Here is a 24,652-nt window from a genome sequence, read left to right on the forward strand (position 1 = left end):
CATTCAGAGCTTGCGCAGCTGGACCTTGCGGATCGTGTGGTCATCCGATTTGTGCAGCACGAGGTCGGCACGACCCCGGCTGGGCTGGACGTTCTCACGCAGATTGGGGAAGTTGATCGAATCCCAGATCTCCGTGGCCAGGGTGATCGCCTCGTCGTCGTCGAGTTTCGAATAGCGGTGGAAGTAGGAGTCCGTGTCCTGGAAGGCACCGTGTTTGAGCTTGAGGAACCGGGAGATGTACCACTGTCGGATGTCGCGGGAACGGGCATCGACGTAGACGGAGAAGTCGAAGTAGTCGCTGATCGACAGACCCAGGGTCCCGTCGCTGCGGGGCCGGGCGGGCTGGAGGACGTTGAGGCCTTCGACGATGAGGACATCGGGGGAGCGGACAACCACCTCGGCGCCGGGGACGATGTCGTAGGTGTGGTGCGAGTACACGGGGGCACGCACCTCGGGGGAGCCGGACTTCACGGCGGAGATGAACCGCAGCAGTTTGCGCCGGTCGTAGGACTCGGGGAAGCCCTTGCGCCCTGTGAGCCGTCGGCGATCGAGTTCGGCGTTCGAGTAGAGGAAGCCGTCGGTGGTGATGAGCTCGACGCGAGGGGTATCGGGCCAGCGGGCCAGGAGTTCGCGCAGGACACGAGCGGTCGTCGACTTGCCGACGGCGACGGACCCGGCTACGCCGATGACGAAGGGGGTGCGCTTGGCCTCCTGCGGTTCGAGCCCGATCTCGTGCAATGGGGAGAAGAACTCCCGTGTCATGTCGTGCTTGGCGCGGCGGGCGGAGACGTAGAGGTTGAGCAGCCGCGACAGGGGCAGGTACACCTGAGCCACCTCGTCGAGGTTGATCCGGTCGCCCAGACCGCGCAGACGTTCGATGTCGCGCTGCTTCAGCGGCAGGGGAGTGGCTTGGGCCAGGGTGCCCCAGACCTCGCGGTCGAACTCCCAGAACGGGGACGTCGGTTCGACCTCGGGCTTGCGTCCTGTATTGAGGCCGGCCAGGCGTCGCGCGCGGTCAAGGATGGGATCGACATGAGACATGGGCACAATTGTGTCATGCGTCATGTCCTAGCTGAACGCCGAGGTGGTCCGTGAGATTCCGAACGTGATCTTCGTGATCGCCGAGGTGGTGGTCGGGTAGGTCGATTCCACGTTTCTTGACTCGACTGCGTAAAATTCCACTCATGTGTGGAATCGTTGGTTATGTATCCAAAGCAGACGTTGACAATGCTGATCACTCGGCGCTCGATGTGGTGCTCAGCGGCCTGAAACGGCTCGAATACCGGGGCTATGACTCTGCGGGAGTCGCCCTCGTCACTCCTGCCGGTGACCTGGAGACCGCGAAGAAGGCGGGCAAGCTCTCGGCGCTGACCGACGAGCTCGAGGTCAACCCCCTGCCGAAGGCCCAGACCGGCATCGGACACACCAGGTGGGCCACCCACGGTGGACCGACCGACCTCAACGCCCACCCGCATGTGGCCGACGGTGGAAAGCTGGCGCTGATCCACAACGGCATCATCGAGAACTTCGCTCAGCTCAAGCGCGATCTCACCGCCGAAGGTGTGGAATTCCAGTCAGAGACCGACACCGAGGTTGCGGCCGCTCAGTTGGCCAAGAACTTCCAGGACACCGGCGACCTGACGAAGGCCATGCGCGTGACCGCCACCCAGCTCGAAGGCGCCTTCACGCTGCTGGCCGTCCACGCCGACGCTCCCGGACAGGTCGTCGCCGCACGCCGCAACTCGCCCCTGGTCATCGGCCTGGGCGAGGGAGAGAACTTCCTCGGCTCCGACGTCGCCGCCTTCATCGACTACACCCGCACCGCGGTCGAGATCGGTCAGGACCAGGTCGTGACCATCACCCCGGACTCAGTGGTCATCACGGACAACGACGGCAACGAGGTCGACGGTGTGCAGTACGAGGTCGACTGGGACGCCGCTGCTGCGGAGAAGGGCGGATTCCCCTCGTTCATGGACAAGGAGATCCACGACCAGCCACAGGCCGTCGCGGACACCCTGCTGGGCCGTCTCGACATCGACGGCAAGCTCACCCTCGACGAGATGCACATCGACGAGACGGTGCTCAAGACCATCGACAAGATCGTCGTCATCGCCTGCGGCACCGCGGCCTACGCCGGCCAGGTCGCCAAGTACGCCATCGAACACTGGTGCCGTGTGCCCGTCGAGGTCGAGCTCGCCCACGAGTTCCGCTACCGTGACCCTGTTGTGACCGAGAAGACCCTTGTCGTGGCGATCTCCCAGTCGGGAGAGACCATGGACACGACCATGGCCGTGCGACACGCACGTCAGCAGGGCGCGAAGGTCATCGCCATCTGCAACACCTTCGGCTCGACCATTCCCCGCGAATCCGACGCCGCGCTGTACACGCACGCCGGTCCGGAGATCGCGGTCGCCTCGACGAAGGCCTTCCTGTCCCAGGTTGTGGCCTGCTATCTGCTGGGCCTCTACCTGGCACAGCTGCGGGGCAACAAGTTCCGCGACGAGATCACCACCATCCTCGAAGAGCTGCAGACCATCCCGGAGAAGGTTCAGAGCGTCCTCGACAACGGCAAGCAGCAGGTGCTCGAGCTCGCCCGTCGCAACCAGGACGTCGGCTCTGTGCTGTTCCTGGGTCGCCATGTGGGCTTCCCCGTGGCCATGGAGGGTGCGCTCAAGCTCAAGGAGCTCGCCTACATCCACGCCGAGGGCTTCGCCGCCGGTGAGCTCAAGCACGGTCCGATCGCGCTCATCGACGACGGCCAGCTGGTCATCATCGTCGTGCCGTCCAAGCGCGGCCGCGATTCGCTGCACGCCAAGGTCATCTCGAACATCCAGGAAGTCCGGGCCCGCGGCGCGAACACCGTCGTCATCGCCGAGGAAGGGGATGAAGAGGTCCGCGAGTTCGCCTCCGAGGTCATCTACGTTCCCCAGACGACGACGCTCATGGCGCCGCTGCTGACAACGGTTCCGCTGCAGATCTTCGCGATGGAACTGGCCACGGCCAAGGGCCTGGACGTGGATCAGCCACGCAACCTGGCCAAGTCCGTGACCGTGGAGTAAGCAGGCCACGACAAGCCGAGCGCGCGTCCCAGTGGGAGGCGTGCGAGAAGGGGAGAGATATGGCGATTCTGGGAATCGGAACCGACATCGCAGATGTGCCGCGCTTCGCCGAGCACATCGAGCGGGTCCCCGAGCTCCTCGATCGTCTGCTCACCCCAGCCGAACAGCGGGGGCGCACCGGCAAGCGCCGGACGGATGCCTCCTTGGCGGCGAGATTCTCCGCCAAGGAGGCTCTGAAGAAGGCGATCGGCTTCCCCGGGTGGCTGCCCTGGCAATCCGCCGAGGTGGTCCCCGCCAGGTCCGGTGCGCCCTCATTCCGCCTGCGGGGTCTCGTGCTCGAACACTTCCACCGCATCGGCGCCACGAACATCCACCTCTCCATCACCCATGATGCGAACCTCACCATGACCTTCGTCATCGTCGAAGGCGAAGGGCCATCGCTGAGTCCTGGCGTGGACTGGGACGCGGAGCATTTCGGGTTGGCAGATGGCTTCCGGACTTCGGCACCACCTCGGCGTGGTCGGCAATAGACTCAGACCATGAGCTCTCCTTCCAACACTGACACTTCCCACACAGAAATCGCCGGCACCGCCACCACCGGCCTCGACGTTCACCTGCCTACCGCTGAGGACGCAGCAGACATCGCGGACGGGTTGGTCGCTCTGCGCCGGGCACTGCATGAGAACGCCGAGGTGGGGCTTGATCTGCCCATCACCCAGAAACTTGTCCTCGACGCCATCGAAGGCCTCGACATCGAGGTGACGAAGGGCAACGGGCTCTCCTCGCTCGTCGTCGTCCTCCGCGGCGGCCAGCGGAAGAACGATTCGACCGGTGTCGTCCCCGCGGTGCTGCTGCGCGGAGACATGGACGGCCTGCCCGTGCCGGAGGCGACAGGCTTCGACTTCGCGGCCACGACCGGGCAGATGCACGCCTGCGGCCACGACCTGCACACGACCGGTTTGGTCGGTGCCCTCAAACTTCTCCACCGTGACCGGGATTCCCTGCCCGGAGACGTCGTGTTCATGTTCCAGCCCGGCGAAGAAGGCTATGACGGGGCCGGGAAGATGATCGATGAGGGCGTCCTCGACGCCGCGGGTCCCAGGGTGAAGGCCGCCTTCGGCATCCACGTCTCCGCAGACCAGGACCTCGGCGTCGCCTACTGCCGACAAGGGTCGTACATGGCGGCGTTTTCGAAGATGTCCATCACCGTCCGCGGCAAGGGCACCCATGCCTCCCGCCCGGCAACCGGCCGCGACCCCATCCAGGTCGGTGCGATGCTGGTGGGTCAGCTCCAGGAATACGTGACCAGGCGCTTCGACATCTTCGACCCCCTGGTCATCACCGTCGGCCAGTTCAACGGCGGCACCGCCCCGAACGTCATCCCCGACTTCGCGCAGCTCGTCGTCAGCATCCGCACCTTCTCCGACGAGGTCACCACACGAGCCGAGGCTGAATTGCCGCAGTTGGTCACCGAACTGGTCGCCGCCCACGGCCTGGAAGCCGAGGTCGACTACGAGCGAGTGCTGCCGCCGACGATCAACAATGACGACGAAGCCGATTTCTTCCTCGAAACCTTCGCCGATCTCTTCGGACCCGACCGCGCCGTTGTCAGACCGAACCCGATCCCCGGCTCCGAGGACTTCTCCCGCGTGCTCGAACAGGTTCCCGGCGCGTACGGCCACTTCGGTGTGGCCCTGCCGAACCTGCCCGTCGAGGAACGCGAAGCCAACCACTCGCCCCGAGCCCGTCACAGCGACGAGGGACTGGCCGATCAGGCACTGTTCCTGGCCCACCTGGCCGGGCGCAGGCTCGCTCGTCTGGCCCAGGACTGAGGAGGCACTGATGTCAGTCTTCGCCTCTCCCAGCACCGTCATCGTCGAGGCCGAACGACCCCTTCTCGACGCGGGCGTCGACCTCATGGCTCGCGCTTCTCGCGCCTTGGCCCACTTCTGCGCCGATGTGCTGCGAGAGTCTCGAGGTCAGATCTTCGGTTCCCGTGTGTGCGTGTTCGCCGGTCCCGGCAACAACGCCGGAGACGCGCTCTTCGCCGCCGCGGCGCTGGCCCGGCGCGGGGCCCACATCACTGTCGTCACATTCTTCGAGCGCACCCACGAGGAGGGACTGGCCGCGGCTCGTCGGGCGGGAGCCGGTGTCATCGCCTTCCCGAGTTCGGACGAGACCGCTGACCCGAGCGTCGAGGCGGCCGGCCAGTGCAGTGCCGAGGCTGGGGCACATCTGCGCGCCGATGTGCTGCGGGAACTCTCCCGGTCCGACCTCATCCTCGACGGCATCCTCGGCACCGGCGGCCGACGCGGCCTGCCCGAGCACATCGCCTCGCTCATCCGCGACTGGCGACACTCTAACGGCACGTCCACCACACAGACGCTCATCGCTGTCGACATCCCGTCTGATCTGTCCCCTACCGAAGCAGGTTCCGAAGACAGAATCCACGCCGACCACACCGTGACCTTCGGCGGACTCAAAGCCGAGCTGATCGACCCCCGCGTCGCCGCATTCACCGGCACCGTCCATCTCGTCGATATCGGCCTCGAACTGCACGAGGACCAGGCCACCGCCGAGGTTGTCGACGCCGATGATCTCAACGCGGACTTCCCCCGCCCCCAAGCGGATGGCCACAAATACTCCCGCGGAGTCGTCGGCATCCTCGCCGGGTCCGAGGAGTACCCGGGTGCAGGAGTGCTGACCACCACCTCGGCGGTCAACTGCGGGGTCGGCATGGTCCGGTCCCTGGGATCCCAGATGGTCGCCGAATACGTCATCGGCCTCCACGCCGAGGTGGTCACCGCCTCGGGCCGCATGAACGCCGTGGTCATGGGCCCAGGCAACCCGGAGGACGAATACGTCCACGCCTGCGTCGACGCGTTGGCGAACACGAACGTTCCCGTCGTCCTCGACGCCGGGGCACTGGACATGGTCGGGCGCGCAGAATCGGTCAAGGGCACATGGCTGGCCGAGAGACCAGTGGTCCTGACGCCGCACGCCGGTGAGCTGGCTCGGCTGCTCAGCCGCCTCCTCGGCGAGATCATCACCTCGAGCCGGATCAACGCCGACCCCATCGGCTGGGCGCAGAGAGCCGCACAGTCCAGCGGCTGCATCGTCCTGCTCAAGGGACACCAGACCGTCATCGCCGCCCCGGACGGGTTCTGCGTGCTCCCCGAGGTCGGACCGGCCAGCCTGGCCACCGCGGGGTCCGGGGACGTGCTGGCCGGGATCATCGGGGCCCTGGTCGCGACCTTCCACGCGAAGCATCAGCATGAGCCAGCGCTGCCGGAACGCGAACTGGCCCACATCGTCGGACTCGGCGTGCTGGTGCACAATGCTGCGGGTCGACGGGCCGTGAACGCCGGAGCACTCGCCGATGCCGTCGCCGAGGTGGCAGGGGAGCTCATCCACAAGGGGTCCGTGATCGAGTGAGCAGGTCCCTGTCCGAATGGCGGGCCCCTGTCCTGATGGCAGGCGAGAGTCCACGGTATTCTTATCCGGTGACATCAACCGATTCCTCAGGGGCACTGGTCAGGGCCGAGATCGACGTGGCCGCACTGCAGGCCAATGCCGCACTCCTCGCCGAACGGCTTGCGCCTGCCCGACTCAAATGCGTCGTCAAGGCCAACGCCTACGGGCACGGCATCGACATCGTCGCGCCGGCGCTTTTCGCCGCTGGCTGGCGTGACTTCTGTGTGGCCACGATCAGCGAGGCGCTGCGACTGCGCGAGCTGCTGGGAGACGAGGTCACCATCACAGCATGGCTGTACGGACCGACCACCGACCTCGACGCTGCCGTCGCCGCTGGAATCGAGCTGGGTGTGTCCACTGTGGACAGCCTCGACCGGCTCCGCGACGCCGCCCACCGCACGAACACCACCGCCCGCCTCCACCTCAAGGTCGACACCGGGTTGGGCCGCAACGGCCTGGCTCCTGCGGACTGGAAGCGTGCACTCGAGAAGCTGCGGAGCCTGGATGCCGGTCTCGAGTCGGATGAGGCCGATGCGAGTGCGGTTGCCCCGGGTCTTGAGATCGTGGGCATCATGAGCCACTACGCCGTCGCGGACGAACCCGAACGTGTCGAGACCGCGCAGCAGACGCACGTCTTCGACTCGGCCCACCGGGAGCTCACGGCGGTGCTCGACGAGGCCCAGGGCCGCCTCGGCGAATCGGATCGACTCGAGGTCCACATTGCGAACTCACCGGCCGCGCTCACACTCTCACCATTCCCGGGTACCTCGGCTCGGGTGGGCCTGTCACTGTACGGTCTCTCCCCGCTCGACGATCAGAGTGCGCAGGATCTGGGACTGGTGCCGGTGATGCGACTGGTCTCCCAGATCGTCAACCTCAAAGACATCCCCAGCGGTCACGGCGCATCCTATGGGCTCACCTTCACCGCGGCGGCCGACACCCGCTTCGCTCTGGTCCCCGGCGGCTATGGGGACGGAATCGCGCGCTCGGCATCGAATAGGGCCGAGGTCTCCATCCGCGGCACCCGATATCCGGTCGTCGGACGGATCGCGATGGATCAGATGATCGTCGAGGTCGGTGCCGGGGAGGTCGCCATCGGCGATGAGGTCGTCATCTTCGGCCCCGACGGTCCCAGCGCGGCCGAATGGGGGACCTGGGCGGATACGATCAACTACGAGGTCGTCACCCGCATCAGTGAGCGCGTCGACCGTGTTGAGGTCGACGGCAGCACGGAAGCGCAGAGGGACAGCTTCCTCGAGGCCGGAGGTACGGTGTCGCGATGAAATTCCAGCTTTCGTCACTTGTTCAGATGAGGACCTTCGCCGAGGCGCTCGCCGGGTACCTGCGGGCAGGAGATCTCCTCATCCTCAGCGGCAACCTCGGCGCGGGGAAGACGACGTTCACTCAATCCTTGGGACGAGCATTGGGTGTTGCCGGGCGCATCACCTCACCGACGTTCGTCATTGCGCGGGAGCATCCTTCGCTCCGCGACGGTCCCGCTCTGGTGCACGTCGACGCCTATCGGCTCTCCGACGCGGAGGAGCTCGGGGATCTCGATCTCGATTCTGAGCTCGAAGAGTCGATCACAGTCGTCGAATGGGGTGCCGGACTCGCCGAGCAGCTCAGCTCCGACCATCTCGATCTCACGATCACGCCGATGTTCGACCTCGCCGCCGACGGCAGCGGGGCCGAAGGCGACGCGACTGCCGACGATGACGCCGACGAGGCTGCCGAGAATGCCGCTGAGGATGACGCCGACGAGGACGAACGCCGCCTTGTCGAACTGCACGGCCACGGCAGCTCCTGGGATGCACGGCTGCAGCAGGTGAGAGACTCGCTCCGGGCCCTGGCAGATGCGATCGAGGTCAGCGAATCCGACGGGTCAGATGGGTCCGCCGACGAGGAGGAGCGCCAGTGATCATAATCAGCATCGATACCTCCCAGGCCGCCTCGGTGGCTCTGGTCGACACCGAATCCGGGACCGTCCTGGCGGCAGAGCAAGCCGATGACCAGCGCAGACACGTCGAGTTCATCGGACCCGCTCTGGCCAAGGTGCTTGCGAATTCGGCCCAGCCGGACCTCGTCGTCACCGGAATCGGTCCGGGACCATTCACCGGGCTGCGCGTGGGCATCGCCGCAGCGATCGCGGTCGGTCAGGCTCGTGGGATCCCGGTCAGGGGCCTTCTGTCTCAGGCCGCGCTCGCCGAGGAGTTGCGCCGAACGAATGCTCAGACCACGGGGCCGGTGCTCATCGCCGCGGATGCACGACGCAAGGAAGTCTATTTCAGCGTCTACGAGAGCTCAGACGCGTCGCTGCAGGCCGGACCCTTCGTTGCGAAGCCTGCCGAGGTCGACGATGTCCTCGCCGCTGAAGGCCAGACGGACATCAGCGGCCGCCTCGGCCGCGGTTTTCTCCTCTATCCCGAGGTCCTCGGGCAGTCCGGCTTCCCTGCGATCGTCGACCCACGCGCCGAGTACCTCGCGTTCGCCGCAGCCAGCGAGATCGCGGCCGGGCGAGAGCTGGCCGAACCGGTTCCCGAATACCTGCGCGAACCCGATGCCAAGTCCACACCGGTGCGGGAGAGCACGCTGAAATGAGGCCACTGAAATGAGTGCCGGGAGATGAGCACGGGCGCGCCGCACGAACAGGCAGGCATCGACGAACTGCGCTGGTGGGATCTGGACGAGGTCGCGGACCATGATGCCGCCATCTTCGGCCCCACCGCGTGGACGCTGACGTACTACTGGGCTGTGAAGGCTCAGGCCGGAACGGCGATGTTCGCGGCACGGACCTCCACCTCGGCGCTGGCCGGGTGGATCGTCATGTCAGCCGCCGGCGGTGAAGCAGACGTCATGACCATTGCCACCACCGAGGTCGGACGCGGTCAGGGCATCGCTCGCCGGCTGCTCCAGGCCGGGATCGACTGGGCACTGAGCCGAGGGGCCCAGGTCGTGCACCTCGAGGTTGATGAGCACAACGAACCGGCACTGGGCCTCTACCGTTCCTTCGGATTCTTCGAATGGGGCAGACGCCCCGACTACTACCCGGGTGCCGACGCGATCCTCATGCGCTTCCGCCCATAAGTCGGAGTCGCCGAGGCGCTCACGGACTCAAGCTGCGTGCAGTCGGCAGGCCACACACAGTGGTCGGTCTACGCCCGAGCTTCGGTCGCCAGCCGCACTCCGAGTGCGATCATCACCGCGGCGCTCGTGCGATCGAGCCAGATCTTGACTCGTTCACGGGTGAGGATGCCGCGGGTACGGGTGGCAAGAAGGACGATGGCGGCGTGCCACACTGTGCCGATTGTCAGTGCGATGGCCACGAGCAGCACACCCCATCCGGCGGCCGTCGGGACTGTCGGCAGGAACTGGGGCAGGATGCTGATGTAGAAGACCCCGACCTTCGGGTTGAGGAGGTTACTGGTCATGCCGCTGCGGACCGCACTGACAGCGCTCTGGGAGGGAAGATCGTCAGCCTCGGTGGCCGTTGCTCGGTTGCGGGGCAGCGATTTCCAGATCGCGGTGCATCCGAGCCAGACCAGATAGCAGGCTCCGGCGATCCGCACCACATCGTAGGCGACGGTGGACGCCGCCAGCAGGGCTGTGAGGCCGATGAGGCTGGCAATCGCCCAGACGGCGTGGCCCATTTCGACTCCGATGACGGCGGCGAAGCCGGAGCGCCTGCCGTGAAGCAGCGTTGACCTGAGGACGATCATGAGATCGATCCCGGGTGTGGCAGCCCCGATCACGGCCACAAGGGCCCATGCCAAAAGCTGGTGTGAATCCATGTCTGTCTCTCGAACTGTTCGTCGTTGCAGCGGGGAAGCGGATTCAGCTTACATCCTCCGGTCCCGCCGTCAGGAGCGGCCGAGCACAGCTGCCGAGACAGGCGAAGCCGCGGGACGGGTGGCAGTGGGACCGGCAGCAGCGGGACGGGTCGACAGAGACGTCAGCTCCGAAAGAAGTTCGCCATTGAGTTCGAACGCAGTCATCGTCTCATCGATGACGGTCTGCTCGTCCCCACCGGTGCCTGCGATGTCGTTGAGGCGCAGACGGTAGGAGTCCTTGTACGGTTTCGTCTTGCCGAGTTCGGTGAAGTCCCAAATCGTCAGTGCGCTGGCAGGAATGTCGTAGTGTCTGCCCATGAGCGCTCCGATGGCCTGCCCGCCGGAGAGATCGCCGAGGTAGCGCGTGTAGTGGTGCGCGATGACCTGCTCAGGCTTGTCGAGTTGGCCCAGATGTTGTGCATATGCTTCGGCGCTGCGGGTGATGGGCAGGTCGACGTCGTTGAGCGCGAACTCCTCCGAGCCGGTGAGTTCCTGCAGGTCCCGGACGATGCGCTCAGCTCGGAACAGATTCGCGTCGTGAAAAGGGGCAAAGATCGGGCCCTCGGCGAACTCCCGGGACTTCGCCTCAAGTGCTGCGTAGATGACCGTGTACTGCTTGAGCAGGAGGGCGTAGGCGCGTGCGTCGAGCCTGCCCTCCATGAGATCGACCATGAAATTCGTGTGCTCGACCTCGTCGTGGATCGTGGCTGTGCTGGCCTTGAGGCGAGCTGAGAATAGTTCAGTCATGATGTTTCCTCATTGAGAGATCGATGATCCGGAAGTGTCGTGATGGTCAGGGCTACTACAGTACTTGTTTTCATCTTAGCCGAGCCTGCCCTAACCTGCGCCCCATACCGCCGCCGCCCCCTGCCAAAGGGTAGGCTGGAGCCATGGAAAGAGTGCAACTTGCTGACACGAATCTGATGGTCCACCCTCTGCATCTGGGAGGCAATCCCTTCGGTTGGGGCGCAGACCGGGATCAGAGCTTCGCAGTCCTCGACGCCTACGCCGAGGCGGGAGGAAACTTCATCGATACAGCGGATGCCTACTCCGTGTGGGTCGACGGCAACTCCGGCGGTGAGTCGGAGACCATCATCGGCGAATGGATGGCCTCGCGTGGCAACCGAGATGACATGGTCATCGCGACCAAGGTCGGAATGCACCCGAAGCACAAGGGGCTCGACCCCGCCAATATCCGCAAGTGCATCGACTCCTCCCTGCGTCGTCTCGGCACGGACCACGTCGACGTCTACTACGCCCACGTCGACGACGAGAGCGTCGATCAGGTGGCGGTGGCGGAGACCTTCGACGCCTTGGTGCGCACCGGGAAGGTCAGCTACCTCGGCGCCTCGAATTTCACCTTGGATCGCCTGCAGTCGGCGATGAAGATCAGCGCGAAGTACTCACTGGCGTGCTACCGCGTCGTCCAGGATCGGTACAACCTCGTGGCCCGCAGCGCGGTGGATGCACAGAAGCAGGCCTACCTGCGGTCCAACGGCATCGCCGAACTGCCATTCCACTCCTTGGCCTCGGGATTCCTCACGGGAAAGCACACCGGCGGAGACTCCACCGGAAGCGTGCGCGGTGAACGCGTCGCCGACTTCCTCGACAACCAAGAGGCGCTTCGGGCTCTCGAAATCCTCGATGACGTGGCCTCGGCGCATAACGCAACCATGACCGCAACCACACTGGCCTGGCAGCTGTCACACGATTTCATTCCCTCCACCATCGCCTCGGCGCGGGTGCCCGAGCAGCTGACGGAGCTGCTCGCGGGAACCGAACTGCAGCTGGCCGAGGACGAGATCACGGCCCTCAACGAAGCATGGGTGGAAGCATGACGAGCACGAGTCCACGCCTTGTGAAATGGGAGAATGGCACCGATCTTGTCATCGAACTGCCGCTGGCGGTCGACATTGCGACCGTCTGGTCCAAGCTCGTCGACAGTGAGACCGCTGGCTCCTGGTTCGCCTCCTTCGCAATCGGCGAGGCAGCTGGCGAAACTGACAGTGCCAAGACCGGCGGCGATGACAGCGATGACGCTGCCGGCGACGGTGGAGAGTCCAACCCCGCGATCACGTTCGACCTCGGAGAAACCCAGCTGCATGGCGAGATCCTCAGCTACGAGGTCGAGGATCATGTTCTCGTCGAACTCGAGGACTTCGGCGTGCTGGGAATCCAACTGCTTGCTCTTGAGCTCACAGACGGGGACGCAACCCTTCTGGTCTTCACCCAGTCTGCGCCCGACGCTGAGAGCGCGCGCCTCAAAGCCGCGGACTTCGGCCCGATGTGGGATACCCACATGCGCCTGTTCGCTCGGGCACTTGGACTCGAAGCTGTCGAGGTCGAGGAGGCAGAACTGCTCGCACTCTATGCGGACCTCGAACTTGAGGACAGCGAAGTCGACGACAGCGAGGACGGGGCGAACGAGGCATGAGCGAACCCCTGGTGCTGGGCATCGAATCCTCGTGCGACGAGACCGGAGTCGGAATCGTTCGGGGCCGGACGCTGCTGACCAACACGGTCTCCTCCTCGATGGATGAACACGTACGCTTCGGCGGCGTGGTCCCCGAGGTCGCCTCACGCGCACACGTCCAGGCCATCGGACCGGCCATCGCCTCGGCCTGCGATCAGGCAGACATCGCGCTGAGTGACCTCGACGCCATCTCCGTGACCGCTGGCCCAGGCCTCAGCGGTGCGCTGATGGTCGGAGTCGGTGCCGCCAAGGGCCTCGCCGCGGCGCTCAACCTGCCGCTCTACGGGGTCAACCACCTTGCCGCACATGTGGCGGTGGACCTCATCGCCACCGACGTCGACGGCCTGACCACGCCGACCATCGCACTCCTCGTCTCCGGTGGGCACACCGAGATCCTGCGCATCGGCGATGTCGTCGATGACATCGAACTCATCGGCGCCACGATCGACGATGCCGCCGGCGAAGCCTTCGACAAAACCGCACGGCTGCTGGGGCTCAACTACCCGGGTGGGCCGAACATCTCCAAGGCCGCTCTCGGGCAGCTCGACGGAAGCGGAATTCCCGGTGACCGCACCGCCGTGAAGTTTCCCCGCGGACTGGCGAAGAAGCAGGATCTGCGCGATCCCGAACGTCGCTTCAACTTCTCGTTCTCCGGACTCAAGACCGCCGCCCTGCGGGAAGTCACGAAGGCCGAAACACTGGGAACGGACCTGCGGGTCGCCGACATCGCAGCAGGATTCGAGGACGCCGTCGTCGACGTCCTCGCGACCAAGACCCTGCTGGCGGCGGCCGACACCGGAATCAGCCACGTCGTCCTCGGCGGGGGAGTCGCCGCGAACTCCCACCTGCGCGCTGTCCTCGGAGCCAGATGCGCCGAGGCGGGGGTGGAGCTGAGGGTACCGCCGTTGAGTCTGTGCACGGACAACGGAGCCATGGTCGCAGCTCTCGGTGCCGAACTCGTCCGCCGTGGAATCGGACCCAGCGACCTGTCATTTGCCGCAGTCTCTTCATTGGATGTCGATCATGTCCTCGTCTGACCCGAACGCCGGCGACCAGAACGCCTACACACACGAACGCAGCGGTGCCTCACGCGATGAGACCGCGTACGGTCCGAACTCGAAGGATCTGCCGGACTACCTGCCGCCTCGGCGATCAGGCGATGGATGGACTCTCGGCTCGGACGGGAAGAAGCACTGGGGGCTCAACGGGGCAGCAGGGCTGATGCTGCTTGACCCTGCGCAGGGGATCCTCATGCAGCACCGCGCCCTGTGGTCGGTTGAGGGAGGAACCTGGGGCTTCCCCGGCGGCGCCCGTGACCTGGGCGAATCCGCTCTCGACGCGGCCGTCCGCGAGTCCTGGGAAGAAGCAGGTGTCCCCGACAGTGACGCCTCGGGCATCGAAGTCCTCGAGACCCATGTCCTCGACCTCGGGGACTGGTCGTACACGACGGTCATCGCCCGGGCCCTGCGTCATCTCGAACCGGTTATCAGCGATCCTGAGAGCATCGAGCTCGCCTGGGTGCCGATCGACGAGCTCACGGATCTCAAGCTGCACTCCGGTGTCGCTGCGTCCCTGCCGGAATTGCTGGAGCTCCTGCGCCCCTACCTGTGAGTCGCGGCCGCTGACGGGCTGCAACGGACCCCGACGACGGCTTCATCGACAAACGGGGCCAGCGTCCATAAACGCGTTTGGGCGTGCGTATCTCGACGCTTGACCCGTTTATCGGTGGGAGGGTGCGGTGGGCTCGCGGTCCGAAGACCTCAGGTATACGAGGTGCGCAGGTCGCTGATCAGGGAACGAGTCACCTCGGTGAGTGATTCGCTGTCCGTGAACACGTTCTGCAGCCGCTGGTAGGGCACACCACGGTCGATGATCGACGTGATGGAGTTCAGTTCGTCGACGCAGCCCAGTCGCTGTGCCACCGGGGCCAGGCGCGTGACCTCATCGGCCAGGCATTCGGTGACCAGGCGTTCATCGGCTTCGGCGTTCTCGATGATGATGGCGTCCATGCCGTAACGGGCGGCACGCCATTTGTTCTCGTCGTGGAACCAGTCCGGCATCGTCGGCAGGGTCTCACCGGCATCGAGGCGAGCGGAGAAGTCGTCGACGATGCACTGGATGAGGGCCGTGATCGCAGTGATCTCCTCGAGCGTGGGCAGGCCGTCGCAGACCCTGACCTCAACGGTTCCCCAATTCGGGGCGGGACGAATATCCCAGCGGATCTCATTGATGTTGTCGATGATGCCGGTGGTGAGCATGTCGGCAACGTACTTCTCGTAGTCCGACCACGCCTCGAACTGGAACGGCAGTCCCGCGGTCGGCAGCTGCTGGAACATCATCGCCCGGTTCGACGCGTAACCGGTGTCGGTCCCGCCCCAGAAGGGTGATGATGCGCTCAGCGCCTGAAGGTGGGGGACGTAGGCGAGGAGGGCGTTGACGATCGGCAGCACCTTGTCGCGGGAGTCGATTCCGACGTGGACGTGGACGCCGAAGATGAGCATGTTCCGACCCCACCACTGGGTGCGGTCGACGAGCTCGAGGTAGCGATCCTTGGCGCGAACCTCCTGGGACTGCCACTGGGCGAACGGGTGCGTGCCGGCGGACATGAGTTCGATCCCACGGTCCTCGGTGAGCGTGCGCAGGGCACCCATGGACGCGGCCAGATCCTCGGCGATTCCGGAAACCTGCTTGTGGACACCGGTGACGAGTTCGATCGTGTTCGTGAGCATCTCACCCACGATCCGCTTCTCGAACTCGGGTGCACGCTGCGCGACATCGGCGAGGAGAACCTCCGCGGCGGAAGTCAGATCAAGACTGTCTCCGTCCAACAGAGCCAGTTCCCATTCGACTCCGATGGTGGAGCGGGGTGAGCGTGCGAAATCGACCATGGGTCGATCATAGTATTCCGCGCCGGGTTTTCTGGCTTCTGACCGTTTATCGGCCGTCACATTCAGGCCGCATGCTCACTCTCGTCAGACAGTCGTGCACCGGCTTGCGAATCGAAGAGGTGGAGGCGCGAGAGCTCCGGGACGACTCTGACCATGTCGCCTCTGGCCACGCCCGTGCGCCCACTGACCCTGGCGACGATCAGTTTGTCATCGCTGCCGGTCGTCGCCCGACCATGCACGTAGGCATCGGCACCGAGCTCTTCGATCAGATCCACACTGATTTCCAAGCCGCCGGTCGGCTCGATGCGGAAGTCCTCCGGTCGAATTCCGGCCGTCACCCGATCAGCTGTGAGCTCCGAGAGCTGCGCGCGGCTCAATCGGATCTCGGACTCGCCGAGGTGCAGCGCCCCATCCTGGAGCGGAAGGTCAATGAGGTTCATCGCCGGAGAGCCCATGAAACCTGCGACGAAGAGGTTGGCGGGGCGGTCGTAGAGGGCCCGCGGAGTGTCCACCTGCTGCAGCCTTCCGTCAGCGAGCACTGCGACGCGATCGCCCATCGTCATCGCCTCGACCTGGTCGTGGGTGACGTAGACCGTGGTGACGCCGAGGCGGCGGGTGAGGGAGGCGATCTGTGCACGTGTCTGGACCCGCAGTTTGGCATCGAGGTTGGACAGCGGTTCGTCCATGAGGAACACCTGCGGAGAGCGCACGATGGCGCGTCCCATGGCCACGCGCTGCCGTTGCCCGCCGGAGAGGGCCTTCGGCTTCCGATCGAGGTAGGGTTCGAGGTCGAGCAGCTGAGCGGCCTCACGAACTCGCTCATTGCGTTCGGCCTTGCCCACACCGGCGATCTTGAGAGCGAAGGCCATGTTCTCTCCGACGCTCATATGTGGGTAGAGCGCATAGTTCTGGAACACCATCGCGATGTCGCGTTCGCGAGGAGAGACCCCGGTGACATCGTCCTCGCCGATTCTGATGTGCCCGCCGTCGACGGGTTCGAGGCCTGCGAGCATGCGCAGAGTCGTGGACTTTCCGCAGCCTGAGGGACCGACCAGGACGAGGAACTCGCCATCGGCGATATCGAGGCTGATCTCGTTGACCGATGGAGTCAGCGCCTCAGGGTACTGACGCATTGCCTTATCGAAAGTGACTGTTGCCATGGTGAATCTCAACCTTCCACGGGTGTATGGGCACCCGACGATCCGCGGTGATCATTGTCTGAGTTCTCGTCGGCGCGAGTGGTGTCGCCGGTGATTGTGGTGGTAGCTGTGTCGCCGTTGACGCCGGCATCGGGCGCGACGCCGGCATCGGGAGGGACGCCGGCATCGGGCGCGACGCTGGCATCGGGCGCGACGCTGGTGTGGGCGTAAGAGCGGTACTGCTCGCGTACACGCGATGGTCTCGGGTGCAGAGTCGCGACGAGCTCGACCTGCCACCTCGGCGAGGTTCCGGTCAGTGTCCAGGCCGCTTGCCGGGCGGCCCCGATGGCCACGTACTCGGCCTGTTCGGGGACGTCGATGGGAACGGTGAAGATATCTCTGGCCACCTCTCGCACTGCTGGGTTGCGGGCTGCCCCGCCGATGAGGAGCAGCCGTTCGACGCTCAGGCCCTGTCGCAGCACCGCCTCGAGTCCGTCGGCCAGTCCGCACAGCATGCCCTCGACGAACGCCCGAGCGACATTCTCCGGGGACGAATTCGCCACGGTCATCCCCTCCAGACGGGCTGTCGCATCCGGAAGATTGGGGGTGCGCTCGCCCTCGAAATAGGGGACGAGGGTGAGGCCGTTCGCCCCAGGTGCCGAGGCCAGTGCCAGCGCAGCCACGTCGGTATGACTGGCGCGCAGCAGCACTGCCGCGGAGTCGAGGACGCGGGCGGCATTGAGCGTGGCGACGAGCGGAAGGCGCCCACCGTCGGCCGAGGCGAATCCGGCGACCATTCCCGAAGGATCGTTGATCTCCAGTCGCGTCGGACTGAAGACTGTGCCCGAGGTTCCGATCGAGATGACGACATCGCCCGGGCCTGCTCCGAGTCCGAGTGCCGCCGCCGCATTGTCCCCGGCGCCGGGGCCGACGAGGATGCCTTCGGGGGTGTGACCGGCACTCTCGTGGGGCCCGAGGACACGAGGCAGGACGACGGGAGCGGTATGTGGTGTGCTGTCGGGGTCCCAGTGGGCATCGGGTCCGGCTGCTTCCCGTGCTGTGGCGCCGAATGCCGCGTGGAAGAGTTCGAAGTCGTAGCGACCGGTGATCGCGGAGAAGTACGCAGTTCCGCTGGCGTCGGATGCATCGGTGACGAGCGCCTCGAGGTCAGGGCCCCGTGGGGCGGATGAGCTGCTTGGTCCGCAGCCCAACAGCCGCCAGGTCAACCAGTCGTGGGGCAGTGCCACGGCTGCCACGCGGGAGGCATTGTCGGGTTCATGATCGCGCAGCCACCGCAGCTTGGCCCCGGTGAAGGATGCAACAGGAACGATGCCGGCCCGGTCGACGAACTCATCTGCTCCGATCTCGGCGATGAGTGCCCGTGCTGCCGCGTCGCTGCGCAGATCGTTCCACAGCAGAGCGTCGCGGATGACCTGCCCGTGACTGTCGAGAGTGATGAGGCCGTGCTGCTGTCCGCTGATGCTGACGGCGGCGACGTCAGCGAATCCACCTGCGGCAGAGATCGCCTCCTGCAGGGCCGACCACCAGGCTTCGGGATCGACCTCCGTCCCGACGGGGTGCGGGGCCGATCCGCTGCGCAGAACCTCACCTGTGGCGGGATCGACGATGACGACCTTGCAGCTCTGGGTCGAGGAATCCACGCCGGCGACCAGTTCGCGCGGTTCGAGGTCGGCGGCCATCACGGCTCCTCGGTCCGCGCGGCTACCGGTATCTGAGTCTGCGGGGCGTCCTGTGCCCCGGGCACCGGGCTGTCGAGGATCTCTCGGGCCAGCGCTTCGTCGACGATGGCGACATCGAGGATTCCGGCGGCGCAGGCTGCACGGACGGCCTCGGCGCGCTGTGCTCCGCGAGCCACACCGACGGTGGTCGCTGCGCTGCGCAGCTGGTCCAAGGTGACGGCGATGACACGATCGTCGATCGTGTCGACCTCGGCCCCGGCAGCATCGAAGAGGCGCCCGGAGGCTTCGGCCACCGCACCATCGGCCAGCCCTGCCGCTCGCTGCTCTGGGCTGCATTTCTCCCAGACCGAGGACTGTTCCTGCGCCCACGCGGCGACCGAGATGACCGCGAGGTCGAGATCGTCTGCGGCAGAGAGGGCACTGGAGATCTCGGGCAGAGCACTGAGATCTGCCGCGGTATCCGCCTCGGTGACCAGCAGGGGCGCCGGCAGTCGAACCATGGTCACGGCGGCATCCTGTCCCAACCGAGCGAAGATCCCGGCGCTGGGCCGATGCGAACCGAGTTGAAGCGCACCGGCGAGCTGGACGATTGTGCAGCGAGGGAGTGCGGGGGCGAATTCTGCTGCTGCGTCGAGTGTGCGCGACCAGGCCAGTCCGATGCGCATCCCCGGGCGGGCGTGACGATCGACGTAGGAAAGCGCGGCACGACCCATTCGCTGTGCGGCGTGGGTCTCGTGTTCGAACTCGACGATGACGGCCGACCTCAGCCCGAGCGCGGCAGCGAGCCGTTCGGCTCTGCCGTCCTCGTCGGCGGCATCGGCTTCGATCGAGATCGTGACGACTCCGCTGTCAACGGCCTCTTGCAGCAGACGAGCGATCTGGAACCGGCTGAGTCCGTGCGCTTTGGCCAACTCCACCTTCGAGCTGCCCTGGACATAATGCTCTCTGGCCAGTTGAGCCAGGAACCGGCGGTGTCTGGCGGTGGGTGCTGTGCTCATGACTCTCCCCTTACGAACTCACGGAGACCACACTCACAGCGACCAGTCTGCCACTCATATGTGATCTATTGCACATCTGATCAGATTATGACACAGTATTGCACATGTGAGCACGGATGCTCATATGTATTTCGTCAAGCACACCCGATGGCGGGCAGCAATCCCGCAATGACGAGGGAAGGCAATTACGATGAAGCAGAAGATCACGGGCCGGGCTGTCACAGCGGCGGCCATCGGAGTGGTCGGAGCACTCACACTCGCAGGGTGTGGTGGCGCCGGGGGAAGTTCGAGCGGCGGGGGCAACGAAGAAGTCAACGTTCTCATGGTCAACAATCCGCAGATGCAGGACCTGCAGAAGCTCACCGCGGATCATTTCACCAGTGACACCGGCATCAAGGTCAACTACACGGTGCTGCCGGAGAACGAAGTCCGCGCCAAAATCGGGCAGGAGTTCTCCGCGCAGGCCGGCAACTACGACGTGGCTTCGATGTCGAACTACGAAGTGCCGACCTACGCCGAGAACGGGTGGCTGACCCCGATGGATGAAGGCGTCGTCGATGCCGAGGGATTCAATCAGGACGACATCCTCGCCCCGATGGCCGAATCGATGACCTACGAGGACAAGATCTACGGAGAGCCGTTCTACGGGGAGGGATCCTTCCTGATGTACCGGAAGGACATCTTCGAGAAGGCTGGCGCGACGATGCCGGAGAATCCCACCTGGGACGAGGTCGCCGATCTGGCAGCGAAGGTCGACGGTGCCGAGAAGGGCACCAAGGGCATCTGCCTGCGCGGCCTGCCCGGATGGGGAGAGATGTTCGCGCCCCTGACCACTGTGGTCAATACCTTCGGCGGAACCTGGTTCGATGAGAACTGGGACGCACAGGTCGATTCCAAGGAGTTCAAGGAGGCGACGAACTTCTACGTCGATCTCATCAAGGACCACGGCGAATCGGGAGCACCACAGGCCGGTTACACCGAGTGTCTGACCAACCTCCAGCAGGGCAATGTGGCGATGTGGTATGACTCGACGGCGGCAACAGGAACCCTCGAAGCCGATGACTCACCAGTCAAGGGCAAGATCGGCTATGTCGCCGCCCCGGTGAAGGAGACGAAGTCGAGTTCGTGGCTCTACACGTGGGCCTGGGGAATCCAGAAGGAAGGCAAGAACCAGGATGCCGCCAAGCAGTTCGTGGCCTGGGCCTCGTCACTGGCCTATGAAGAGACCGTCGCCGAAGAACTGGGCTGGCAGCACGTGCCCGCCGGCAAACGCACCTCGACCTATGAGAACCCGGACTACCAGAAGGCTGCGGAACCGTTCTACAAGCAGACCGAGGACGCCATCAACTCGGCAGATCCGAAGAACCCCGGTGTGCAGCCGCGCCCGACTCTCGGAGTGCAGTTCGTGACCATTCCCGAATTCGCCGACCTGGCCACGGGCATCTCCGAGGACGTCAGCTCGGCGATAGCCGGACGCACCACGGTGGACAAGGCGCTTGAGAAGGGACAGAAGGAAGCAGAGAAGGTCGGAGACAAGTACAAGAAGTAACAGAAGCGCCGGGCGGAGGCGTTCGCGTCTCCGCCCAGGCGCCCGGCCCCACTGCCACCCATCACCGGAGGTTGTCCATGTCAGCTCCTGCGCAAGATCGCCGCACTCAGGCGGCGCCCGCGCCCACATCGCCCAGACCCGCATCCTCGAGCGCTCGAGAGCGGTGGTCGCGGCGAGTCCCCATGCTGCCGGCGCTGATCTTCGTCATCCTCGTCACGCAGATTCCCTTCGCGATCACGATCGTCATCTCGTTCATGAAGTGGAATGCCGCCTATCCCGATGACATCAGCTTCGGCACCCTGCAGAACTACATCACCGTCTTCACGAATGCGGACCTGCTGCGCGCGGTGTTCGTCACCATCGGGCTCACCGTCTCGGTCGTGCTGGTCTCGGCGGTGCTGGGTCTGGCCATCGCGCTTCTCCTTGACCGGAAGTTCATCGGCCGCGGGTTCGTGCGCACGCTGATGATCACCCCGTTCCTGATCGTGCCCGTGGCTGCGGCGCTGCTGTTCAAGCATGCGATCTTCAACCCGTCCTACGGATTGGTCAACGGGCTGCTGACCAGCGTCTTCGGTGAGAACGCCCCGCAACCGGATCTGATGAGCACCTATCCGCTGCTGGGAATCGGAATCGTCCTCGTCTGGCAGTGGACCCCGTTCATGATGCTCATCATGCTGGCGGGTCTGCAGTCGCGTCCCATGGACGTCTACGAGGCGGCACTGGTCGACGGCGCCGGACCGGGTCAGACATTCCGATTCATCACGTTGCCGCACCTGCGCCGCTATATCGAACTCGCGGCGCTGCTCGGCACCATCTACATCGTGCAGAACTTCGACACCGTCTTCACGATGACCTCGGGCGGACTCGGAACCGCGAATCTGCCCTATGTCATCTACCAGGAATTCTTCGTGGCCCAAGACTATGGAGTCGCCTCCGCCGTTGGCGTCATCGTCGTCATCGCCTCACTTGTCATCGCGACCTTCGCGCTGCGAACCGCGTCCACTCTGCTCAAGGAGGAGAACTCATGAGCACCCCAGACATCACGGCCACCACCCCAGACATCACGGCCTCGCCAGGAGCCGAACGTTCCCGGCAGAAGGCGAGGGCGCAGAGACGCCCGGGTCAGCGCCGAATCGGCAAGGTCCTGCTCGGTCTCTTGGCCTGGCTGGTCGGCCTCCTCTTCGTGTCCCCGCTGCTGTGGATGCTGCTGACCAGCCTGCATGCCGAGACCGACGCCTCGACGAACCCGCCCAGCTTCTTCGCGCCGCTGACGCTGGAGTCCTATTCCAACTTCTTCGGCGGCGGCAGCGGCGCGAGTCCCTGGCCCGCCCTGATCAATTCGGCGGTTGCGGCGATCGTGTCCACCCTCATCGTCTTGGTTCTGTCGACCATGGCCGCGTACTCGCTGGCCATCCGTCGGATCCAACGCTGGTCGGATGTGCTCTTCTTCCTGCTCTCGACCAAGATGCTGCCGATGGTCGCGGGTCTGCTGCCCGTCTATCTGGTCGCGCAGGCATTGGGCATCCTCGACACCTGGCTCCTGCTCATCATCATCTACTCGGCGATGAACATGCCCATCGCCGTGTGGATGATGCGATCATTCCTCGCCGAGGTGCCGATTGAGGTGCTCGAGGCCGCTGAGCTCGACGGTGCCCGGCTTCCTCGTGTGTTCATGCAGATTCTGCTGCCCCTGACCGCACCGGGACTCGCGGCCACGGCCCTCATCTGCTTCATCTTCTCGTGGAACGAGCTGCTCTTCGCCAATGTCCTGACCTCGACGGCGGCATCGACGGCGCCCGTGTTCCTCACCAGCTTCGTCACCTCCCAGGGGCTGTTCCTGTCCCAGGTGTGCGCGGCCTCGCTGATCATTTCGGTGCCTGTGCTCGTCGCCGGCATCGCCGCCCAGGACAAACTCGTCCAGGGCCTGTCGATGGGTGCGGTGAAGTGATGTCGAATTCCCCAGATTCTGCACACGTTGACCGTGCCCGCCCAGCCTCAGACTTGCTGCCTCTGCGCGGATCGAACCTTGACCGGATTGCGGCCCGCGGCGTCACCGTCCCCGACTACGACCGGAGCACAGTGACTCCGGGCATCGTGCACTTCGGCGTCGGCGGCTTCCACCGGGCCCATATGGCCATGGTCCTTGATGACCTCATGAGCGCGGGACGAGCCGCGGACTGGGGGATCGTGGGAGCCGGCGTCCTGCCTCACGATGTGCGCATGCGAGACGCACTGGCCGGACAGGATCACCTCTACTCGCTGACACTCAGACACCCGGACGGCACCCGCGAACGACGGGTGATCGGATCGATCATCGACTACCGCTACGGACCCGACGATCCGCAGGGACTCATCGACCTCCTCGGCGAGGCGAGGATCCGCATCGTCTCGCTCACCGTCACCGAGGGCGGATACAACGTCAACCCGGTGACCGGGGAGTTCATCTCCGAGGATCCGATGATCGTCGCCGATGTGGCCGCATTGGCTGAGGGGGTGCTGCCGAGCACCGTCTTCGGATATGTGATCGAGGCTCTGCGCCGCCGCCGAGATGCTGGTGTGCCCCCATTCACCGTGCAGTCGTGTGACAACATCTCGGAGAACGGGAATGTGGCGAAGAAGATGTTCTGTGCCTTCGCCCGGCTCGTCGACCCTGAGCTCGCCGACTGGATCGACGAGCATGTGGCCTTCCCGAACGCGATGGTCGATCGCATCACCCCGGCCACCACCGATGACGACCGGGCCGACCTGCGTGGTGAAGTCGGGATCGAGGACGCCTGGCCCGTGGTCGCCGAACCCTTCTTCCAATGGGTGATCGAGGAGCGGTTCACCTCCGGCAGGCCCCCGTACGAACTGGCCGGTGTCCAGGTCGTCGACGATGTCAGGCCCTACGAGCATATGAAGCTGCGTCTGCTCAACTCCGGGCATCAGGGGCTGGCCTACTTCGGTCTCCTCGCGGGCTACACCTATGCACACGAGGCGATGGAGAACCCGGATATCGCCGTCTACCTGCGCAGATACATGGATGAGGAGGGCACACCGAGCCTTGAACCGCTGCCGGGCATCGACCTCGACGGATACAAGGACTCTCTCATCGAACGCTTCAGCAATCCCGAGATACGCGACACCTTGGCTCGCCTCGGCGCCGAATCCTCCGACCGCATTCCGAAATGGCTGGTCCCCGTCATCGGTGACAATCTTGCCTCAGGTGCACCGGTCGAGGTCTCGGCCGCGATCTGCGCTTCGTGGGCTCGCTACGCCGAGGGCAGCGATGAACAGGGGGCGGCGTTCACCATCGTCGATCGCTATGCCGATGAGCTGCAGCAGGTCGCCTCGTCCCAGGCGGCAGACATCCTGGCCTTCGTCCGGCAGGAGCAGTTCTTCGGTACTTTGGCTGACGAGTCCCGCTTCACCGAGCACTACCTGGCGGCTCTGGACTCCCTGCACGAACGAGGCGCGAAGGAGACCGTCAGGCGACTCGCCGCCCACGAGAGGCTCTGAGGCGGCACCGAAGTCCGAAACAGCGCCGACGTCCGAAGCAGCGGTGG

23 protein-coding genes are annotated in these 24,652 nt (G+C 65.0%); 16 read left to right on the top strand and 7 right to left on the bottom strand.

Going from position 1 to position 24,652, the window contains the following annotated elements; all coding sequences use genetic code 11:
• Positions 1–3 precede the first annotated feature (3 nt).
• A complete protein-coding gene (coaA, locus tag JFC13_RS09515; protein WP_198396855.1) occupies positions 4–1,041 on the bottom strand; it encodes a type I pantothenate kinase in 1,038 nt (345 codons plus the stop codon).
• A gap of 143 nt (positions 1,042–1,184) precedes the next feature.
• Between coaA and glmS the strand changes: the two genes are divergently transcribed.
• The 8 genes from glmS to JFC13_RS09555 all read left to right on the top strand — a co-directional run bounded on the left by glmS (position 1,185) and on the right by JFC13_RS09555 (position 9,617).
• Positions 1,185–3,059 (top strand): glutamine--fructose-6-phosphate transaminase (isomerizing), encoded by a 1,875-nt coding sequence (glmS, locus tag JFC13_RS09520; RefSeq protein ID WP_198396856.1) that lies wholly within the window; start codon positions 1,185–1,187, stop codon positions 3,057–3,059.
• A 59-nt stretch (positions 3,060–3,118) separates the two neighbouring features.
• On the top strand, positions 3,119–3,589 hold the full coding sequence (locus JFC13_RS09525) for a holo-ACP synthase (RefSeq protein WP_198396857.1): 471 nt from the start codon (positions 3,119–3,121) through the stop codon (positions 3,587–3,589).
• Between the two features lie 9 nt (positions 3,590–3,598).
• Positions 3,599–4,891, top strand: a complete 1,293-nt coding sequence (locus JFC13_RS09530) for a M20 metallopeptidase family protein (RefSeq protein ID WP_198396858.1) — start codon at positions 3,599–3,601, stop codon at positions 4,889–4,891.
• A gap of 10 nt (positions 4,892–4,901) precedes the next feature.
• Positions 4,902–6,494, top strand: a complete 1,593-nt coding sequence (locus JFC13_RS09535) for an NAD(P)H-hydrate dehydratase (protein ID WP_198396859.1) — start codon at positions 4,902–4,904, stop codon at positions 6,492–6,494.
• A gap of 68 nt (positions 6,495–6,562) precedes the next feature.
• Positions 6,563–7,816, top strand: coding sequence for an alanine racemase (gene alr / locus JFC13_RS09540; RefSeq protein ID WP_198396860.1), 1,254 nt, complete (start codon positions 6,563–6,565; stop codon positions 7,814–7,816).
• Positions 7,813–8,451, top strand: coding sequence for a tRNA (adenosine(37)-N6)-threonylcarbamoyltransferase complex ATPase subunit type 1 TsaE (tsaE, locus tag JFC13_RS09545; RefSeq protein WP_198396861.1), 639 nt, complete (start codon positions 7,813–7,815; stop codon positions 8,449–8,451). Before alr ends, tsaE begins: the two co-directional genes overlap by 4 nt.
• The gene (gene tsaB / locus JFC13_RS09550; protein WP_198396862.1) at positions 8,448–9,131 is read left to right on the top strand and encodes a tRNA (adenosine(37)-N6)-threonylcarbamoyltransferase complex dimerization subunit type 1 TsaB; all 684 of its coding nucleotides are present in this window, start codon (positions 8,448–8,450) and stop codon (positions 9,129–9,131) included. The genes tsaE and tsaB overlap by 4 nt, the downstream gene beginning before the upstream one ends.
• A gap of 24 nt (positions 9,132–9,155) precedes the next feature.
• On the top strand, positions 9,156–9,617 hold the full coding sequence (locus JFC13_RS09555) for a GNAT family N-acetyltransferase (RefSeq protein WP_198396863.1): 462 nt from the start codon (positions 9,156–9,158) through the stop codon (positions 9,615–9,617).
• Between the two features lie 68 nt (positions 9,618–9,685).
• On the opposite strand, the gene JFC13_RS09560 is transcribed toward JFC13_RS09555, so the two are convergent.
• Both JFC13_RS09560 and JFC13_RS09565 read right to left on the bottom strand, forming a co-directional pair.
• Complete coding sequence (locus JFC13_RS09560; protein WP_198396864.1) at positions 9,686–10,321, bottom strand: LysE family translocator; 636 nt, start codon at positions 10,319–10,321, stop codon at positions 9,686–9,688.
• 69 nt (positions 10,322–10,390) lie between these two features.
• Complete coding sequence (locus JFC13_RS09565; RefSeq protein WP_198396865.1) at positions 10,391–11,107, bottom strand: biliverdin-producing heme oxygenase; 717 nt, start codon at positions 11,105–11,107, stop codon at positions 10,391–10,393.
• A 143-nt stretch (positions 11,108–11,250) separates the two neighbouring features.
• Here JFC13_RS09565 and JFC13_RS09570 point away from each other — a divergent pair, with 143 nt between their 5' ends.
• From JFC13_RS09570 to JFC13_RS09585, 4 genes are read left to right on the top strand one after another with little or no spacing between them, the layout of a single operon-like run.
• Positions 11,251–12,198, top strand: coding sequence for an aldo/keto reductase (locus JFC13_RS09570; protein WP_232488446.1), 948 nt, complete (start codon positions 11,251–11,253; stop codon positions 12,196–12,198).
• Positions 12,195–12,794: an SRPBCC family protein gene (locus JFC13_RS09575; protein WP_198396866.1), complete on the top strand. Its 600-nt coding sequence runs from the start codon at positions 12,195–12,197 to the stop codon at positions 12,792–12,794. Before JFC13_RS09570 ends, JFC13_RS09575 begins: the two co-directional genes overlap by 4 nt.
• Entirely contained in the window at positions 12,791–13,870 is a 1,080-nt protein-coding gene (gene tsaD / locus JFC13_RS09580; protein WP_198396867.1) for a tRNA (adenosine(37)-N6)-threonylcarbamoyltransferase complex transferase subunit TsaD, read from the top strand. The genes JFC13_RS09575 and tsaD overlap by 4 nt, the downstream gene beginning before the upstream one ends.
• Positions 13,857–14,444: an NUDIX domain-containing protein gene (locus JFC13_RS09585; RefSeq protein WP_198396868.1), complete on the top strand. Its 588-nt coding sequence runs from the start codon at positions 13,857–13,859 to the stop codon at positions 14,442–14,444. Before tsaD ends, JFC13_RS09585 begins: the two co-directional genes overlap by 14 nt.
• A gap of 149 nt (positions 14,445–14,593) precedes the next feature.
• Here the strand turns inward: JFC13_RS09585 and JFC13_RS09590 are convergent, their stop codons facing one another.
• The 4 genes from JFC13_RS09590 to JFC13_RS09605 form a co-directional block, all read right to left on the bottom strand.
• Positions 14,594–15,721: a glutamate--cysteine ligase gene (locus JFC13_RS09590; RefSeq protein ID WP_198396869.1), complete on the bottom strand. Its 1,128-nt coding sequence runs from the start codon at positions 15,719–15,721 to the stop codon at positions 14,594–14,596.
• A gap of 62 nt (positions 15,722–15,783) precedes the next feature.
• The gene (locus JFC13_RS09595) at positions 15,784–16,881 is read right to left on the bottom strand and encodes an ABC transporter ATP-binding protein (protein ID WP_198396870.1); all 1,098 of its coding nucleotides are present in this window, start codon (positions 16,879–16,881) and stop codon (positions 15,784–15,786) included.
• Between the two features lie 8 nt (positions 16,882–16,889).
• The gene (locus tag JFC13_RS09600; protein ID WP_232488447.1) at positions 16,890–18,560 is read right to left on the bottom strand and encodes a xylulokinase; all 1,671 of its coding nucleotides are present in this window, start codon (positions 18,558–18,560) and stop codon (positions 16,890–16,892) included.
• Complete coding sequence (locus JFC13_RS09605) at positions 18,560–19,558, bottom strand: sugar-binding transcriptional regulator (RefSeq protein ID WP_198396871.1); 999 nt, start codon at positions 19,556–19,558, stop codon at positions 18,560–18,562. The genes JFC13_RS09600 and JFC13_RS09605 overlap by 1 nt, the downstream gene beginning before the upstream one ends.
• Positions 19,559–19,748: 190 nt before the next feature.
• Between JFC13_RS09605 and JFC13_RS09610 the strand changes: the two genes are divergently transcribed.
• The 4 genes from JFC13_RS09610 (at position 19,749) to JFC13_RS09625 (ending at position 24,605) form a co-directional block, all read left to right on the top strand.
• Positions 19,749–21,107 carry an ABC transporter substrate-binding protein gene (locus tag JFC13_RS09610; protein WP_198396872.1) on the top strand — a complete coding sequence of 453 codons (1,359 nt, stop codon included), beginning with the start codon at positions 19,749–19,751 and terminating at the stop codon, positions 21,105–21,107.
• A gap of 77 nt (positions 21,108–21,184) precedes the next feature.
• Positions 21,185–22,135, top strand: coding sequence for a carbohydrate ABC transporter permease (locus JFC13_RS09615; RefSeq protein ID WP_232488448.1), 951 nt, complete (start codon positions 21,185–21,187; stop codon positions 22,133–22,135).
• Entirely contained in the window at positions 22,132–23,055 is a 924-nt protein-coding gene (locus JFC13_RS09620; RefSeq protein WP_198396873.1) for a carbohydrate ABC transporter permease, read from the top strand. Before JFC13_RS09615 ends, JFC13_RS09620 begins: the two co-directional genes overlap by 4 nt.
• The gene (locus JFC13_RS09625; protein WP_232488449.1) at positions 23,055–24,605 is read left to right on the top strand and encodes a mannitol dehydrogenase family protein; all 1,551 of its coding nucleotides are present in this window, start codon (positions 23,055–23,057) and stop codon (positions 24,603–24,605) included. Before JFC13_RS09620 ends, JFC13_RS09625 begins: the two co-directional genes overlap by 1 nt.
• The last annotated feature ends 47 nt before the right edge of the window (positions 24,606–24,652 follow it).

The organism is Brevibacterium antiquum (genome assembly GCF_016107655.1).
In the GTDB taxonomy this organism is placed as follows: Bacteria; Actinomycetota; Actinomycetes; order Actinomycetales; family Brevibacteriaceae; genus Brevibacterium; species Brevibacterium antiquum.